This window comes from Scytonema sp. NUACC21, from assembly GCF_054684315.1.
The window spans coordinates 326,935-342,229 of record NZ_BAAFZH010000108.1 but is presented as its reverse complement, the minus strand read 5'-3'; the positions used below and the strand labels follow the sequence as shown (position 1 = coordinate 342,229).

The 15,295-nt window shown below is 41.1% G+C and carries 14 protein-coding genes; 5 read left to right on the top strand and 9 right to left on the bottom strand.

Annotated features, from left to right (window positions below):
• Window positions 1-507: 507 nt before the first annotated feature.
• Window positions 508-2,574 carry a mechanosensitive ion channel family protein gene (locus ACYRY3_RS41945; RefSeq protein ID WP_460207758.1) on the top strand — a complete coding sequence of 689 codons (2,067 nt, stop codon included), beginning with the start codon at window positions 508-510 and terminating at the stop codon, window positions 2,572-2,574.
• A gap of 469 nt (window positions 2,575-3,043) precedes the next feature.
• Here the strand turns inward: ACYRY3_RS41945 and recD2 are convergent, their stop codons facing one another.
• From recD2 to ACYRY3_RS41915, 6 genes are all read right to left on the bottom strand, one after another.
• Window positions 3,044-5,344 carry an SF1B family DNA helicase RecD2 gene (gene recD2, locus ACYRY3_RS41940; protein WP_460207757.1) on the bottom strand — a complete coding sequence of 767 codons (2,301 nt, stop codon included), beginning with the start codon at window positions 5,342-5,344 and terminating at the stop codon, window positions 3,044-3,046.
• A 272-nt stretch (window positions 5,345-5,616) separates the two neighbouring features.
• The gene (locus tag ACYRY3_RS41935) at window positions 5,617-5,784 is read right to left on the bottom strand and encodes a hypothetical protein (protein ID WP_460207756.1); all 168 of its coding nucleotides are present in this window, start codon (window positions 5,782-5,784) and stop codon (window positions 5,617-5,619) included.
• A gap of 109 nt (window positions 5,785-5,893) precedes the next feature.
• Window positions 5,894-6,835 (bottom strand): Uma2 family endonuclease, encoded by a 942-nt coding sequence (locus tag ACYRY3_RS41930; protein WP_460207755.1) that lies wholly within the window; start codon window positions 6,833-6,835, stop codon window positions 5,894-5,896.
• Window positions 6,836-7,044: 209 nt separating this feature from the next.
• Entirely contained in the window at window positions 7,045-7,938 is an 894-nt protein-coding gene (locus ACYRY3_RS41925; RefSeq protein WP_460207754.1) for an Rpn family recombination-promoting nuclease/putative transposase, read from the bottom strand.
• A gap of 103 nt (window positions 7,939-8,041) precedes the next feature.
• The gene (locus ACYRY3_RS41920; RefSeq protein ID WP_460207753.1) at window positions 8,042-8,617 is read right to left on the bottom strand and encodes an HD domain-containing protein; all 576 of its coding nucleotides are present in this window, start codon (window positions 8,615-8,617) and stop codon (window positions 8,042-8,044) included.
• On the bottom strand, window positions 8,589-9,968 hold the full coding sequence (locus ACYRY3_RS41915; protein WP_460207815.1) for a TIGR03985 family CRISPR-associated protein: 1,380 nt from the start codon (window positions 9,966-9,968) through the stop codon (window positions 8,589-8,591). The genes ACYRY3_RS41920 and ACYRY3_RS41915 overlap by 29 nt, the downstream gene beginning before the upstream one ends.
• A gap of 110 nt (window positions 9,969-10,078) precedes the next feature.
• Between ACYRY3_RS41915 and ACYRY3_RS41910 the strand changes: the two genes are divergently transcribed.
• The 3 genes from ACYRY3_RS41910 to ACYRY3_RS41900 all read left to right on the top strand — a co-directional run bounded on the left by ACYRY3_RS41910 (window position 10,079) and on the right by ACYRY3_RS41900 (window position 11,126).
• Window positions 10,079-10,336: a hypothetical protein gene (locus tag ACYRY3_RS41910; protein ID WP_460207752.1), complete on the top strand. Its 258-nt coding sequence runs from the start codon at window positions 10,079-10,081 to the stop codon at window positions 10,334-10,336.
• A 347-nt stretch (window positions 10,337-10,683) separates the two neighbouring features.
• On the top strand, window positions 10,684-10,950 hold the full coding sequence (locus ACYRY3_RS41905) for a ribbon-helix-helix domain-containing protein (RefSeq protein WP_460207751.1): 267 nt from the start codon (window positions 10,684-10,686) through the stop codon (window positions 10,948-10,950).
• A complete protein-coding gene (locus ACYRY3_RS41900; RefSeq protein WP_460207750.1) occupies window positions 10,947-11,126 on the top strand; it encodes a type II toxin-antitoxin system RelE/ParE family toxin in 180 nt (59 codons plus the stop codon). The genes ACYRY3_RS41905 and ACYRY3_RS41900 overlap by 4 nt, the downstream gene beginning before the upstream one ends.
• A gap of 295 nt (window positions 11,127-11,421) precedes the next feature.
• Here the strand turns inward: ACYRY3_RS41900 and ACYRY3_RS41895 are convergent, their stop codons facing one another.
• Both ACYRY3_RS41895 and ACYRY3_RS41890 read right to left on the bottom strand, forming a co-directional pair.
• Complete coding sequence (locus tag ACYRY3_RS41895) at window positions 11,422-12,051, bottom strand: hypothetical protein (RefSeq protein ID WP_460207749.1); 630 nt, start codon at window positions 12,049-12,051, stop codon at window positions 11,422-11,424.
• Between the two features lie 422 nt (window positions 12,052-12,473).
• On the bottom strand, window positions 12,474-12,800 hold the full coding sequence (locus tag ACYRY3_RS41890; protein ID WP_460207748.1) for a YbjQ family protein: 327 nt from the start codon (window positions 12,798-12,800) through the stop codon (window positions 12,474-12,476).
• 477 nt (window positions 12,801-13,277) lie between these two features.
• Here ACYRY3_RS41890 and ACYRY3_RS41885 point away from each other — a divergent pair, with 477 nt between their 5' ends.
• On the top strand, window positions 13,278-13,961 hold the full coding sequence (locus ACYRY3_RS41885) for a tetratricopeptide repeat protein (RefSeq protein ID WP_460207747.1): 684 nt from the start codon (window positions 13,278-13,280) through the stop codon (window positions 13,959-13,961).
• A 61-nt stretch (window positions 13,962-14,022) separates the two neighbouring features.
• On the opposite strand, the gene ACYRY3_RS41880 is transcribed toward ACYRY3_RS41885, so the two are convergent.
• Window positions 14,023-14,874 carry an ABC transporter ATP-binding protein gene (locus tag ACYRY3_RS41880; protein WP_460207746.1) on the bottom strand — a complete coding sequence of 284 codons (852 nt, stop codon included), beginning with the start codon at window positions 14,872-14,874 and terminating at the stop codon, window positions 14,023-14,025.
• Between the last annotated feature and the right edge of the window lie 421 nt (window positions 14,875-15,295).

The window sequence follows — 15,295 nt, the reverse complement described above, 5'->3', positions numbered from 1 at the left end:
TGCGATCGCATGGATTGGTAATCGGTGCGATCCGATCGCATGGATTGGTAGTCGCTGCAATCCGTTCTCTCCTACTCATTATCTTTTTTTGGATAACTTAATTCCAACAAATAAATTCTGCCGGAAAGTGGAACGGGCGTCCCCAGCCCCGCAGATTTTCACGTTAATCATAATAAATATAAATCTTGTTTTGACAATTTTGAGGAACAAATATAGAATCATGAACAAATAAGTAGGTTGGTACAAATAAAGTTAACGGGTTAAGGTCGTCCTTTGTCATTTGTCACTTGTCATTTGTAAGGGCTATAGCATTTTTACAGTCCTTAACATACCTGATTTTATTTCTGCCCACTTACTTATCTGTTTTTTGTTCGTAAGATCGAGTTCCCATCTTCTGGGGTACTTTGATTTAAGCATTTTTTCATATGCAACATTTCTGCTTAAATGCACTTATTAATTATATTCTCTAATTTTTTGTAAAATCTTTGTAAAAAGAAGGAAAAGGCATTGATTGACTATCGAATTCGTGCTATTATTTTAACAAGTGTAGTTTGTGTATTTGCATTCTGGAGTACACCAGGAAAAACCGAAGAACAGAGTCCAGAAGAACAGAAAACAGAAAAAGTTCAATCTGCTCCCAGTGGAAATCCCAAACTTGCGGTTACAACTAAAAATCCCACAATTGCCGTTGACGAGTTGCAATTATTAGTTAAACCTCTGACTGTAGAAGAACTACAAAATGAATCAGCAGGTTGGCTGCTCTTATTAAAAGATAAAGTTCAAAAAATTAGTGACGCAGAAATAGCAATCAAAAGGCAAAATCAAAGCATTAACAAACAGAAAGAAGCCTCTGATTCCTTAGAGAAGTCACAGGAAGCCCTCAAAAGTGCAGAAGAGCAACTTAAGACTGCAACTCCCGGTTCTCCCGAATATGAAGAGGCTATAAGAAAAGTAGAAGAAGCCAAAGCAAACCTGAAAAGAGGACAAGAATCCATTCAGGAGGCTAAAGAAGCCAAACAGGAAATCCAAAAGGATGAAACCTTAAAAAAGGCTGTAGAAGATGCTAAAGGAACAGAAGAATTGTCCAAAGCAAAACAAGCCTTAGAGAAGGTGAAAAAACAGCGAGAAGAATTAACTGCTGGTTCGTCAGATTATAATGAAGCTACGAAAAAGATTGAGAAATTAGAAATAGCAATCAAAGCTTTTGAAGAAGCCCAAACCAAACAAAAAGGAACTGTACCCGATTCACCAGAATTTAAAGAAGCAACTCAAAAGCTAGATGCAGCCGAGAAATCCCTCAAACAAGTGCGAGAGGAAATAGAAGGGATAAAAACCTCAGAGACCACGGAAAAATCTTCCCAAGAGTTAAATAAAGCTGCAAGTGTAATAGACAACACCAAAGTAGAAGGTGATGGTAGCACAAAAGTTGCTGGACCAATTGATACTATTAACAATAAAGAAAATCTCAAAGACAAGGGAGATAAAATAGAAAAAGCAGCAGAGCAGTTGGACAAAAATGCTGATGTTGAAGCAAAATTAAAGAACCAAATCGTAGTCAACGTTACAGAACTTCAGTCAGATCGAACAGCGATCGTTGACCGATTCAAAGTTGTTCTAGCAGAACTAGAAGCTAAAGGAGGAGATTCTAAATCGTATCAACAGTACATTGAAGCCATCAGTATAGTTGCAGTTGACTTGAAAGATTCTGAGGGTTTAGGAGTTCGACTCCTGAGTTGGATTCAGTCGGGAGAAGGTGGCTTGCGGTGGGCTACAAACGTAGGCAAATTCGTAGGTATTGTCATTGCCTCTATCATTGTTTCTCAAATTCTGGGAATTATTCTTAACCGCATTTTAAAAAGGATGGGTGGTGCATCTGAACTATTGCGTCACTTTACAGTCATGCTGGTTAAGCGTGGTGGTATTGTTGTCGGTCTCATGTTAGCGCTGACAGCCCTGGAAGTCAGCCTGGGTCCAATTTTAGCCTTAATTGGGGGTGTGAGTTTCGTGTTAGCTTTTGCCCTACAAAGTAACTTGGGTAACTTTGCCAGTGGTTTGATGATTATGTTTTACAAACCCTTTGATATTGGTGATGAAATAAAAGTTGGTGGCGTTTGGGGTTATGTAGATTCTATTTCTCTAGCCAGTACCAAAATTAAAGGTTTCCAAGGTCAGATGTTTATTATGCCCAATAATACAGTTTGGGGCGAGATGGTAGAAAATTTAACTCATACTAAAATTCGCCGCGTGCAGATTTGGTTGCGGATTGGCTTTCAAGAAGATTTAGAGCGCGTACAAAACTTGCTGATGGAAATTATTACATCCCATCCCAAAATTCTCCAAGACCCCAAACCGGAAACATTTATCTGGTCAGTCGAAGAATACTATTTTTCTGTAGGGGTTGGTGGATGGACAAAAACCGAAGACTATTGGGGAGTTCATGAAAAAGTGATTCAAATGATTCAGGAACGATTTCTCAAAGAAAATATTCCTGTTGCAGCCACTCCTCCTCAAGGTATGGAGGAAATGTTCGTACAATCTGTAGCTGAAGAAAGGGTTCTAAAAAGTCATTATTAAATACCCCCTTTAATCCCCCCTTATTAAGGAAATATACTCATATCTTGCATCATCAACTCCCAAGCCAAAATCAAAGCCCAAAAAGCTTGTTATTTCCTAGGTAGGGCTAAAGCCCACCGCCCCCTTCTTAAGAAGGTGCAAGATGTGGATATACCCCCCTTATTAAGGAGGGAAAATTCCCCTTAATAAGGGGAGGGCTAGGGAGGGGTAAAACTAACACTTGCCCAAGGCAGTAGACTTAGGGTGGGCACTGCCCACCAGAAGCCTGTATAAGGACACAGTTGGGAGAGGGGTATTATTCATGTCCGGGTAAAGACTTATCATAAAGGCAGATGGGGAGAGGGGGAGATGGGGAGATAGGGAGAGGGTTTTCCGGTTTTTGCGATTATTGTTTAATAATAACTAATTAACCGGACTTAATATTATTCATGTATTGCATTCTTTTTTCCAATAGGTATAACAGCCAAATTTATTTATTCAAAACTAAATCAATCGCAGAGTTAATTAAGTCAAGTGCGTGTAATTCGTAGTGGTAAGTTTTAAACTTAAATTTACCCACTTGTTCTAGTTGTTTACAAGGTCGATGCCCATATCTATCTTCATACAGTTTTAGGACAAGAGTTCCAATAGAAGTCAATTGTCCTTGAGTTGCTTCAATTCCCATTTCTCGCAATCTACTGGCAATGGTAATTAAATTGGAATGAGTTGCAGTAGTTTTGCTGCTTTTCATTTCAGAAAAAGCTTGATTAAGCGACGATTCGGGAGATATGAGGAAATCAATCAATCCCGTGAGGCGTCGCGCTGGTTTATCCGTAGTGACAGCAATTTTCAGGGCTTCTTCTTGCCCAACTGCAATGAAAGTACCCTGAGCGCGAGTCATTGTTGTATACAGCAACTGACGGGTCAGCATGAGATAGTTTGACTTAAGTAATGGAAAAATCACATATGGGAATTCGCTGCCCTGACTCTTATGACAAGTCATCGTGAAGGCGTGCATTATTTGCTCAAAATGACCGGGGAAATAATCAACAATGGCACCTTCCTCAAACAAAACTTTAACAATCTTTTTTTCTGGATCTACGCCAATCACTTCTCCACTTTCACCATTCATGACTGCTGGTGATGTGTCGTATCTATTTTTTAGTTGTATGACCCTATCGCCTACTCTATAAATTACAGAACCAACTACTACTTCTGGTTTATTTGATGTTGGAGGGTTAAAAATAGGTTGCAAAAGTTTATTGAGATTATGGACACCTGCTGCACCTTCCTTTTGAGGAGCAAGTACCATGACTTGTTCCTTTAAATTTACCTTTTCTGCTGCCATTGCTTTGACTAATTCCACAATGGTATTCGCAGTGTCTTGTGCTAATTCTGCTGTCATCATCGCGCAATCCCCCACATCCATCCATTGAGATACGCGAGTAAATTTGTGGAGTGCGGGAAGATTTCCGATATTAACATCGCTAGCCGCATAGATAATTGCGCTTTCATGTTTCTGTCGGAATATAGTTTCCAATCGTGTTGTTGGGATTAATTCCGAATTGATCAAATCTCTTAACACCATCCCAGCACCAACACTAGGCAATTGGTCGGAATCACCAACAAGCAGAATTTTTGTTGTGAGAGGTAATGCTTTTAACAAAGAGTTGAATAGGAATAAATCCACCATTGAAAATTCATCAACAATTAGCCAATCTAAATGCAACAGATTGTGCTCGTTGTAGACAAAAGACTGCTCGGTACCCCGCCACTGTAACAGTCTGTGGATTGTACGTGCTTCCTTACCAGTTGCAGCCTGCATCCGATTGGCGGCTTTCCCTGTAGGAGCAACAAGCGCAAACGAAGCATTCTTAAAAGTAAGCCAAGCTACCAAAGTTTTAAGAACATGAGTTTTCCCGCGACCGGGACCACCTGTAAGGATGCTAATCGGGCTGCGTTCTGCCATATACAAGGCATTGATTTGTTCTTGGCTTAAACGCGATAACTCCCGATAATCAACGTTTTGATACTCTGTCAGCCATTGTTCTAAGTATTCGGTTGAGTTATTTTTTTGATTGAGGAGAGCTTTAATTTGGAATGCTACCGAGACTTCTGCTCGATAAGCAGCTTTCAAATAAATGCTGTTTGGTATACTGCCTTGAACCAATACCTTATTCTCAATTAGCCCGTTTAAAACTGTTTTTAGAGATTCAAGTTTGGGTTCGTGAGTGGGACGCTTTAACAAAAATATGGCTTTCTTAATAATTTGAAACTCCGGTAAAAAGCAGTGACCTTCAAGGAGTGCATCTTTTAAGGCTTGTATTAGTCCTTTTTCATATCGCTTTTCACTTGTTTCTGGTGTTCCAAGCAATAATGCTAATTCGTCAGCAGTCTTGAAGCCTACCCCATCAATGTCATCAATTAAACGATAGGGATTTTCTCTTAACACCGACTCGGTTTTAGAACCGTAATAGTCGCAGATTTTTAAAGTTAAGTTAAGAGACGCCCCTACACCCAAAAGTTTAGCCACAACCCCCGAGTTGGGATTGGATTTACTTTCAGCCCATGCTTGAATAATATTTTGAATCCTATAATTATTTAGCCCTGGAACTTCATACAGTTTCTCTGGTTCTTTGTCTAAAACCTGTAAGGTATTACTACCAAAGTGTTCTACAAGGCTCAAAGCCGTTTTTTTTCCGATTCCCCTAAAAATTGCGCTTGATAAGTATTGCTGAATTTCCAATTCAGTTAATACAGGGAGTTTGTTAACTTGGGCAAACGCAGTCATGTCGCTTTGCTCCCATTGCTAATTCGTAGTATGCGCTCCGCGAAGGTAATTCGTAGTTGTTATTCTAATTACGAATTACAAATTATTCTGTCATGTCTCTACTTCAAAAGTCTATGTTTTTCAATAGGCATCTCCAGCAATTAACTATGCTTTGTCTACAATCGTTGTAGAGACTAAACATGACTAGTCTCTACATTCTTTGTTGGAGATATCTGATATAGCAGCAAGGTTTCCAATAGATTGTTTACAAGAAAATAGTACATATGTTCAGTTCAAGGACTTCCAAATAACAAATCCGAGGCTAAAGGCGGCAATGAGAAAACGCAAGGAATTGTTGAGCGAGAATCATTGAACTGCTCTGTGAGCATTACGATCGCGATCGCTTTAACTGTGGCAATGAAGCATTGAAGCAATTCTTCAAGCAAACTGCAAAACAGCATATTCAAAAAGGGAATGCCCGTACTTTCGTCCTTGTTAATACAAAACAACCAGAGATAATTATTAGATTGACTTTGTGTGAAGTGCGCGTAGAAAAACTTCCATCGCCACTTACAATTCTTGCAACTTTTGCACCTCAGTTTCAGCTAAGCCAGTCAGTTGGCTTACTTGTGAAATTGACATTCCTGTCTGAAGTAAATTCCGCGCTACCTGTCGCAATTGCTCTACTGCTTGCTCTGCCCGGACTCGTTCTTGTTCTGCCCGGACTCGTTCTTGTTCCACTTGCTCCAAGGCTTGTTCTGTGTCAGTTGGTATCCAGTTGAGTTGAGCATCATACCAGCGCAACCACAGGCGAGGAATCCCAGCAAACTCTCCTTGCCACAAGCCAAGTCCAATTTCCAGTTCTGGAATCCAAATGCGGGGATTTTCAAAATCTACTGCCTGTTCCTGATACTGCCCACCGACTAATTTAAAGAATCGCACGCGATTTGTGTAGCGACTGAAGACGATATAGTAAGGCACGCGTAAACGTTGCTCATACACTTCCCACTTAGTAGGTGGTGTATCTTTAGTTACTAATGCATTCTGACTTTCTGGGGAAGATAACTCTTGGTTAGCTTGCGGTTGAAGCGGTAATGCCGTATCGGGTTCTGATTCAGCATAGATGCCAAGATCTTCTTTTTCAGTACCGGGCGAGAGGAGTTCAACCACGACAAAGGGGTTTCTTTGTTCCTGCCAGACTACGTAGCTTCTTCGCAAATCTTGCTCTGCATATAAGCGTGGCACACCCACAACTAAAAACCAATCAGGGCGTTTGTGCCACAGGGGATGTGCCACATCATAGTAGAGATTGAGGTCTGTTCCTGTAAAGAATTGCTCTGTCGTGTAGTTATTCAGGCGTAAGCTACGACTCAACAGTTGGGGTTGGAGGTAATGAAATTCGTCTGGCAAGCCTGGTTCCTCTGGATCTTCACTTTTGAGATCGTACATCGTTGGCAGGGTTTGCCAAGCAGGGAGGGGCGGATCGCTTTGAGGAACGGGGAAAGGCTTCATAGCGTCGATACGGGAATAGACACTTGCTCTACTTTATATATTAACTAGTGATAGCTACAGCAAATTTCAAACTTAGCAGGAAGCTGCAACTATTCAACCTATAAGGCAAGCAGACGTGAAACAGCAAGAGTTTGCACCTAGAATCCCACCAGTCTTGCTAACTATCTCCTTCAAGGTTCAGCAAAATTCCACGTTCTACTTAAAAAATATTATCCTCCATGATTGGTTGCCAGCCAGGTTTCAAGGTCAGCAAGACTTGTAAAATCAAGCAGTGCTTCTCCCAACGCTTCTAGTTGCGGTACAGATAAAGTTTTCACTTGCTCTGTTATTGTTTCTGGAAGTTGTCCCACTTGTCGATTCAGTTGTTTAAGGACAAGCGATCGCGTTGCCTGTTCTGTCCAACTAGTAACAATCTCCATAACTCCCTCTCTTTCTGATTCTTTCAGTTTACCAATTTCTTCTTGAAACCTTTGCTCCTCAGGAGGATTCAAGCGCAGATACGCATCGACAAATCCAGAAATTAATCGTGTCCTTGCTGGGTCTAATCGCAATGTTGCTAGTAACCGCAAACACTCAGCTTTGACTCTTGGTCGTTCATCTGGTTTAATTTGCATCTTTGCCATCAAAGCCGCTGCTACCGGGTTAGGTTGCTGCACAAAATCTCGCCAATTTAAGCGATTTAGTTGGATTGAAACAAAGTTAAACTCTAACACCTTCAAATTAGTAAACTCTACTGTATGCGTGTGAACTTCCTCACGCTGAGGTTCATCAAAGGAAAACACGACGATAGGATATACACGTTGTAGATACTTTTGATACAAACGAGCAAAGTAGAAGAACATACGACGAGGAAAATCTGTTTCGGGATAGGATTGAGCTTCCACGTGAAGTAAAAAACCTACATCTTCACCTGCTTGTTTGACTTCCACCAATAAATCAATGATTTTATCTTCACCAGATGTCAAATCTGCAAAATACTCCTGGGGAAGAAAACGAATAGAATTCCGGTCGATTGTGCTTGCCACCTCGGGAAGGAATAATTCGAGAAATTCAATAAAAAATGTTGAAAGAAGTTCTTTGAATAATCTGTCGTGGTCAATCATGTAACAAATTTTGAACGTAGGGTGGGCACTGCCTAGCGTTTGTTATTATACAGTACACTTATACCATTTTACTCTCAAATATCCGACCGGAGGCAGGGCACGGTTATAGGATATTTTCTTGAGACAGTTGTTTGACAATTCCTTCGAGTTCTTCTGTCATCAAATCGGAGCCTGTTTCTCGATAAACTTGCACCAAGGATTGGTAAAACCACAATGTTCCTTCTTTACCACTGCTAAATTCAGTCCAGATGGAATTTCCCAATTTTCTCCAATCTGCTAGTAAGGATCTGGCATTGTGCAGTTTATCTGCCAGGGATACCAATCTCACAGAGGGGTTAGCTAGGCGGAGGTTTTCTAGGTATCGATTCTTGCGCTGTTGCCACGGTGGTTTGGGTGGCGTATCCCACTCCGTACAGCCGTCAATAATTGCCGCAACTGTTTCGCCGAAGTGCTGGCGGATTTCCTCACGGATGGCTTTGCCGCCTTGGTCTTCGATACTATCATGCAACAGGGCTGCTATCGCTTCATCTTCACTTCCTCCTGCCTCCAGAACCAATGCCGCTACACTCAGCAAGTGAGCGATATAAGGAGTGCCGCCAAACTTACGGGTTTGATGAGCGTGGAGACGAGTGGCGTAGACTAACGCCGCTTCAAATCGTTCTGTCAATTTTGGTGTCATGGCTCAATTCATTATGATAAAGGTGAAATTCCGCAGCAACATCAGCAGCAATACTTTTTCGCAATTCCCAAGGCATGATGACTTCAGCTTTTGGTCGCCATGCTCGCAAACGCATACTGACATTGTTATCTCCATGTCGATAATAGAGGCGATAGTATGCATCTTTGGCTGAACGATGTTCCAGAAGTGTGAGTAATTCTTGCTGTTCTGGTTGCTGGGTTTGTTGCCGAATCAGATTCTTGGCAAGAGGATAGCTAATGAGCTTAAAGGTTTCATGTCGAACGGTATTCTGAATATACCGCTCGTGGTAGTCTCGGTCAAATCGCAGCAGCATCAGTCGCGGCGGCAAGTAGAAATCAAAACCCCAAGCTTTAGACATTTGCACTTCAATGATTTCTGGAACGGGTAAAGTTGCTTGCTCTTTGCGTTGTTGCAGAAGTTTGGGAATGGCAGAGTTTGACCATTTAATAGGGGTAATTTCTTGAATTCGGTCTAGACGATAGTTGTACCAATCGGTTTTTCGATCCGGGCTTTCTCCAAAGGCACAGAGGTAAACTGCACGTTGTACGTAGTAGATACAGACTGGGTAGACTACACATTCAACAGCATCTCCTAACCTGGCACTATTGTAAGTTAATCTGATAGGAGGCACTGGGGTTTTTCCCCAAAGTTCCCTCAATTGATGCTGCCAGTCATCAACTAGGTCTATGGTAGTGCGGGGAATAACGTAGTCGAGTTTGAAGAAAAACCTTTGTACACCAGCAATTTTTTGGCTGTGATTTTGGGCGATCGCTGCTAAATCTTCTTGATTGAGAAAATGTAGATCGTAGTTGCTGACTTTGATGTGTGAGGTTGGTGGAGTTGCGATTGTGGGACGAGAGGGTAAGTTGCTGACACGGTGATATTTCTGCTGTTGATACTCCAACCAGCCCAGTTCTTGCAGAATTTCTAAATCTCCTTGGAGAGAACGACGGGTGACCCCAAACAAGCGGCGCTGTAGAAGTTTCTCCAAATCCGATTCAGAGATAGCAGCATGAGATAGGAGCGATCGCTTCCATTGTGGCTCACAAAGTCCTGTTTTGGCATCAAACAACCATGCAGCAGTAGTTTGAGCGCAATAGCAATTGGGGTCATGGCAGTTGGGAATGGCTTCGCCCTTAGGGTGTGTCGGGCTGAAGAACGCATCCCGCCAGTCTGCTAGGGTAAAATCATCCAGCAGCAAGCGGTCTGGCGGTTCTCCGTACAAAGAACGCAACCACACCCACAAGCGAATTGCTCGCAGTAGGTTTTGCTTGAGAGAACCGCATGAAGGATAAAGGATAAAGGATGAAAAATAGGTTGATAGATGGATAAAAGCTGAAGGCAGTTGCTTTAAGCTTTGAGCAGAAACCCAACGCACTGCCTCCTTAATTTATTAATGAAATTGACTTCATACTTCATATTTCATACTTCATACTTCCTATGAACTTACCATCGCAATCGACCCCACAATTTTTAACACTAGAAGAGTCAGCACAAGTCGATGCTGCTTTGCTGTCCAATCCCGAGAAATTTTTAACAAGAATAACTATTTCATCACTGAGATTATTGAAGCATATAGCTCAAGAATATGACGTGGCTATTGAGGATTTAACTGCAGAACAAGTCATTGCTTGGTTTGAAAAAGATGGCAAAATTCGTCGAGAGCAGGGAATAGAAGCCGCTTATTTGAAGTGGTAAAGGTTAGTGGTTAGTCAGTTAGTCATTAGTAACAACTTAAAAATAAGTGCATTTTGTCAATCCGTCCAAATGTAGAAATAAACTTGTTAAATAATGATAATCATAAAAGAAGGAGAGGAGGGGTAGAGGCAGCCTACGACTGCCTCTACCCCCTAGTCTTACGTGTCAGACCCAAACCCACGAGTACCCGAAGGCACACTCGCGTGTACTCGTAGAGAAGGAAGTCCTGTTTTGTCGTGGTTTCCCCCAACTCCCAATTCCTCAACAAACTTATCCAAGTGCTAACAGGAAATAATTAAGTCTTGTTATAACAAGATTAAAGCTGTTCATCAACTAAAGTAAAAATCATGAATATCCAACTTAAACCTGAATTAGAGCAAATTATCGTAGCACAAATTGCTACAGGTAGATATAGCAATCCTGAAGAAGTAATTAGTAAAGCATTAAAGCTGTTATTAGAGTGGGAACAAGGTTATCAACAGTGGGTAGAAGAAACACGACAAAAAGTTGAAGTGGCTATTGAACAGTTGGATAGAGGGGAAGGCATTGAGGGGGAAGTTGTCATTGAAAGATTGCGCTCTAAATTGCGTCAAGCAAGAGAGGCACAAGGATGAAACAACATATTATCTCTCCTGCAGCCAGCCTTGATTTATTAGAAATTATTGATTATTTTACTGTCAGAAATATTGAAGCTGGAGAGCGTTTTGTTGATGAGTTTGAAAAAAAATGTAAATATTTAGCTAATTTTCCGAATATGGAAGGAGTTATGCCAATATTAAACCTGATTTGAGGGGTGTTCCTTTAAATGGGTACATTATTCTTTACCGAATTATAGATAGTGGGATTGAAATTGTGCGTGTAGTTAGCGGTTATCGAGATTTAGAATCTTTATTTGCAGAAAATACTTAAATAAAGTTATTAGTTAGTAGTTAAAATTCCTCTGTTACCTGTTCCCTTCTTCAAAGCAAAAAGCCCGCCAGTGCGGACTTTGTTCGTGTAGCAGCACCCTTCCAAGGTGAAAACACTTTCTTAAGAGCAAAAGCTTTAATATTAGAGTTTTTCAACAAAATTCTGAGGTTTGATTGTTAGTAGCTGGCGTTATTGCGTGGACTCCGGGTTCCTGCAGCAGCCCCAATCATGGAAGCCAGTAAACCTAATAAGGAACCAAAAACAAACCACCACAATCCTCTGCGTAAATTGCCTGCAATTTCAGCGGCTTGTTGAGCACTGACGTTAGGAGTGTTTTGGGGTACATTCACACCACCTTGCTGTACTTGGTTAACAACTTCACCAGCGTTAGAAGCAGCAATACCAAAAGCACCCGATACTCCACTTGCTAATAACCATGAGCTAACAGCTAGAGTAGTTGCCCAAAGTATTGCACCGTTGAGAAGAGCTGTATTGCGGTTCATCGGACCACAAGCACGAGCTGTTACCCAACCACCAGTAAACAGTGAAATTAACAAAGCAATTGTTGACCAAAGTCCCACATTTCCTGCAACATTTGGTGCAAGAGATCTAGGCGCTCCTGAACCTTCAATTGTGCCAGCCCCAATTGCAGCAAACATAGAACTCAAAATTAATTGAGTCGCTAAAGCAACTAATAGACCGGAAATGATGGGACCCCAACGAACGCGGTCATGGTAATCGCCGACTCGACCAACTACAGCAGGTTCGGTAATAACTTCGTCACCTACTCGATTTGTGTATGACATAATTTACTTTCCCCTTACCACTCCAGTAAAGTTGTTTCTTTAAATAGATAACTATTTACTCAAATTAAATTACTTTTTAGGCTTTTCAATATCTATCACTGGAAATACTTATTGTATCTATCTTTGGTTATAAAAAAAATATAAATTTAGAAATTTGTTTAAAAAATATTAAGTAGAGAATCTTCATGATAATTCCTCTTTCTCTATTGTAAAAAGAGTGAAATGATAATGTGGCTTTAGTTTGGTTTTCAGCTATATCCCAATTATAGTTAATATTTTCTCAATATCTAATATTTTTTAAAAATATCTATTTCCTGTTATTCAATAACATTTTCATTGATGGGTTAGTGCAAAATAATGAAATAGGTTAACGGTCAGTAGTTAGTTGTATTTCCTACTAACCATTAACCACTAACTACTAACTAACGCACTTTTACAGCAGTGCCTGTTGCTGTAATAAGTATGAGTACGCCGGATTGGTCAACATTGATAGTGCCAGTATCAATTTCAATGCCGATAACAGCATCTGCCCCCAAGCGTTGTGCTCGTTGCGATAATTCTTGTAGCGCTTTCTGTTGACCTTGCTCAAATAGGCGTTCGTAACTACCAGTGCGTCCACCAACAATGTCGCGAATACCAGCAAAAAAATCTCGTAGGAAGTTGCTACCGTAGACAACTTCTGCCGTCACAATGCCTAAATATGACTGAATGACGGCTCCCTGGATGACATCAGTTGTAGTCAAAATCATAGATTGAACCTCGACAACACAAAGATTAAGGGTAAGGGACTCTCAAAGTATGAACTCTTAAGGGTAAAGGTTTCATCTTCGATAGTTCATAATTGGGCTCACTCCTTAAGTGTAAGAATGCAGCAAAACTTCCTGAAGGAGCAAAAAGCCTATGGAATAGATGAATTACGGTACACACTTGTAGGAAAATAGTTTTTGCCCGCTCATAAGGTCAGTGTCAGCGGGTAGCGATGCTGAGACTTCAACTTCTTGAGGTTAATGTCTTAGGCATAACTACCAGCGATGTTTTGTTGCTCGTTCAAGAATTGTATTAAATAAAACTATGGGATTAACGTACTTTCACAGAGCAATGGAAATTCTTCATAAATCTTGTGCAAAAGTAAATGCAAGCAGTGTGCAAAACCAGATATTTTTGTTTTAATGGACAAGCAATCAAGAAATCTTTAAAAAGTTGCAAAAAATATCAGGAAAATTACTGTGTACAAACCAACAGCTTTTATAGTAAGTGTTCTCATTATTAGCAATATTGCAGCAACAATTCCATCCGTGGCTCGGGCTCAAAGCATTATGCCACAACAACAAAGCAGTCAGGAGTTGAAGGAACTGCTAAACGAGGGGCGCAGGCTAGTGGATACAGGTGATTACAGTGGTGCGATCGCCATTTATCAAAGAGCCGCTACTCTAGAACCAAGAAATGCCACGATTTATTCTGGCATTGGCTATCTCTACGCCCAGCAAGGGAATTTTCCCGCATCACTGGCAGCTTATCGGCGTGCTGTTGCTTTAAATCCCAACAATAGCGATTATCAATACGCTTTGGGTTACGTCAGTGGCAATTTGGGAGATAACAAAACAGCCAAAGACGCATATCGGCGAGCAATCCAAAGTAACAGAACTAACGTTAATGCTTATGTAGGGTTAGCAACAGTTCTGCTTCGCCTTGGAGAATACAACAGTGCTAAATGGGCATACGAACAAGCTCTAAACTTGGAACCTAAAAATCCTCAGGTTTATGAGTTACGGGGTAACATTCTCATGAAGCAAGGAAAATCAAAAGAAGCGATCGCAGTATTCAAAAAAGCCCGCGAGATGTATGAAAAGCAGGGTAAGTCTGAGAGCGTAGCAAGGTTAGAAGCCATGCTGCGTGACTTAGGTGTTTGATCGGTTAACAGTTAACTGTTAATAATTCACTATCGACAGTTAACTGTTAACTGTTTACTGTTTAATCCAACTTACGCCCGGTAAGTTCTACAAAAATATCTTCCAAATTAGAGGGACGTACCATCATCCCTGTTTTGTCTTCCTGCTGATTGAGATACAGATTTGCATCTTCTAAAGTGGGGAAAAAAAGATATTCCCACCGGTCTTCTACTTGCTTCATGACTAAACCCTCTCCATGACGGAAACGCAGTTCTTGTAGAGTGCCCAAAGAAATGAGCCGACCACTATCCATAATTCCGATACGATTGCACAAATACTCAACCTCATCCATATAATGAGTCGTGAGTAGCATGGTCATGCCCTGCTTGTTCAAATCCCGAACGATCTCCCAAAGACGTCGCCTTGTTTGGGGATCTAGTCCAACAGTCGGTTCGTCGAGAAACAGAACTTGTGGTTGATGTAACAAAGCTCTTGCTATCTGTAAACGTCGCTTCATACCCCCAGATAAGGTTTTGACCAAATCATTGCGTCTGGATGCAAGTTCAACATAATCCAGCCATTGATTAATCAGTCGTTGTCGTTGGGGATTGGGAATATGATGTAGCCTCCCATGAAGTTCCATATTTTCCCAAACAGTCAAATCACCATCCACGCTCAGTTGCTGCAAAACCACGCCGATCTGCTGCTTGGCAAGTACTGATTGCCGAACCACGTCATAACCAGACACCTCAATTCTTCCTTGTGTGGGTTTGGTCAACGTAGTTAGCATCCGAATTGTAGTAGATTTTCCTGCACCATTGGGACCGAGTAAGCCAAACATTTCGCCCTCATTAATAGTAAATGAGAGGTCATTCACCACCGGAGCATTATTATAAACTTTACAAACGTTTTCTAAATAAACAGCAGCAGTCATAGGTAGCCCATGTGAGGGGAGATAATTACCTATTTTGGCTGAAATTGTCAACAGTGAACATCCTAATAAATCAAATTAGGACGGAAACAATGTCCTAACTTCCTTCGTCAATGAGAAAAATTACTTTTCACCTCCCTACATCAATGGAGTGGGAATCCACTGAAAACGGATAACTATCAATAATGAGTATTGTGCTAGAAGTGGAGGCTATCGTAAAAAAAGCAAATTCCCTTGACTCAAGAGTGGGGAGTCAAGGGGGATCGTTTTTTACCAATATCATGAAGAACGGTTTACAACTACTTGAACTTTAACTGGGTTAGCGTATAGAATAACGCAGAACAAAAAATCAACATCAAAATCCCGTGTCGGGGAGTTAGCCCGCTCACTTTGGTTAACTTGGTCGCACCATCAGCTTCAACGA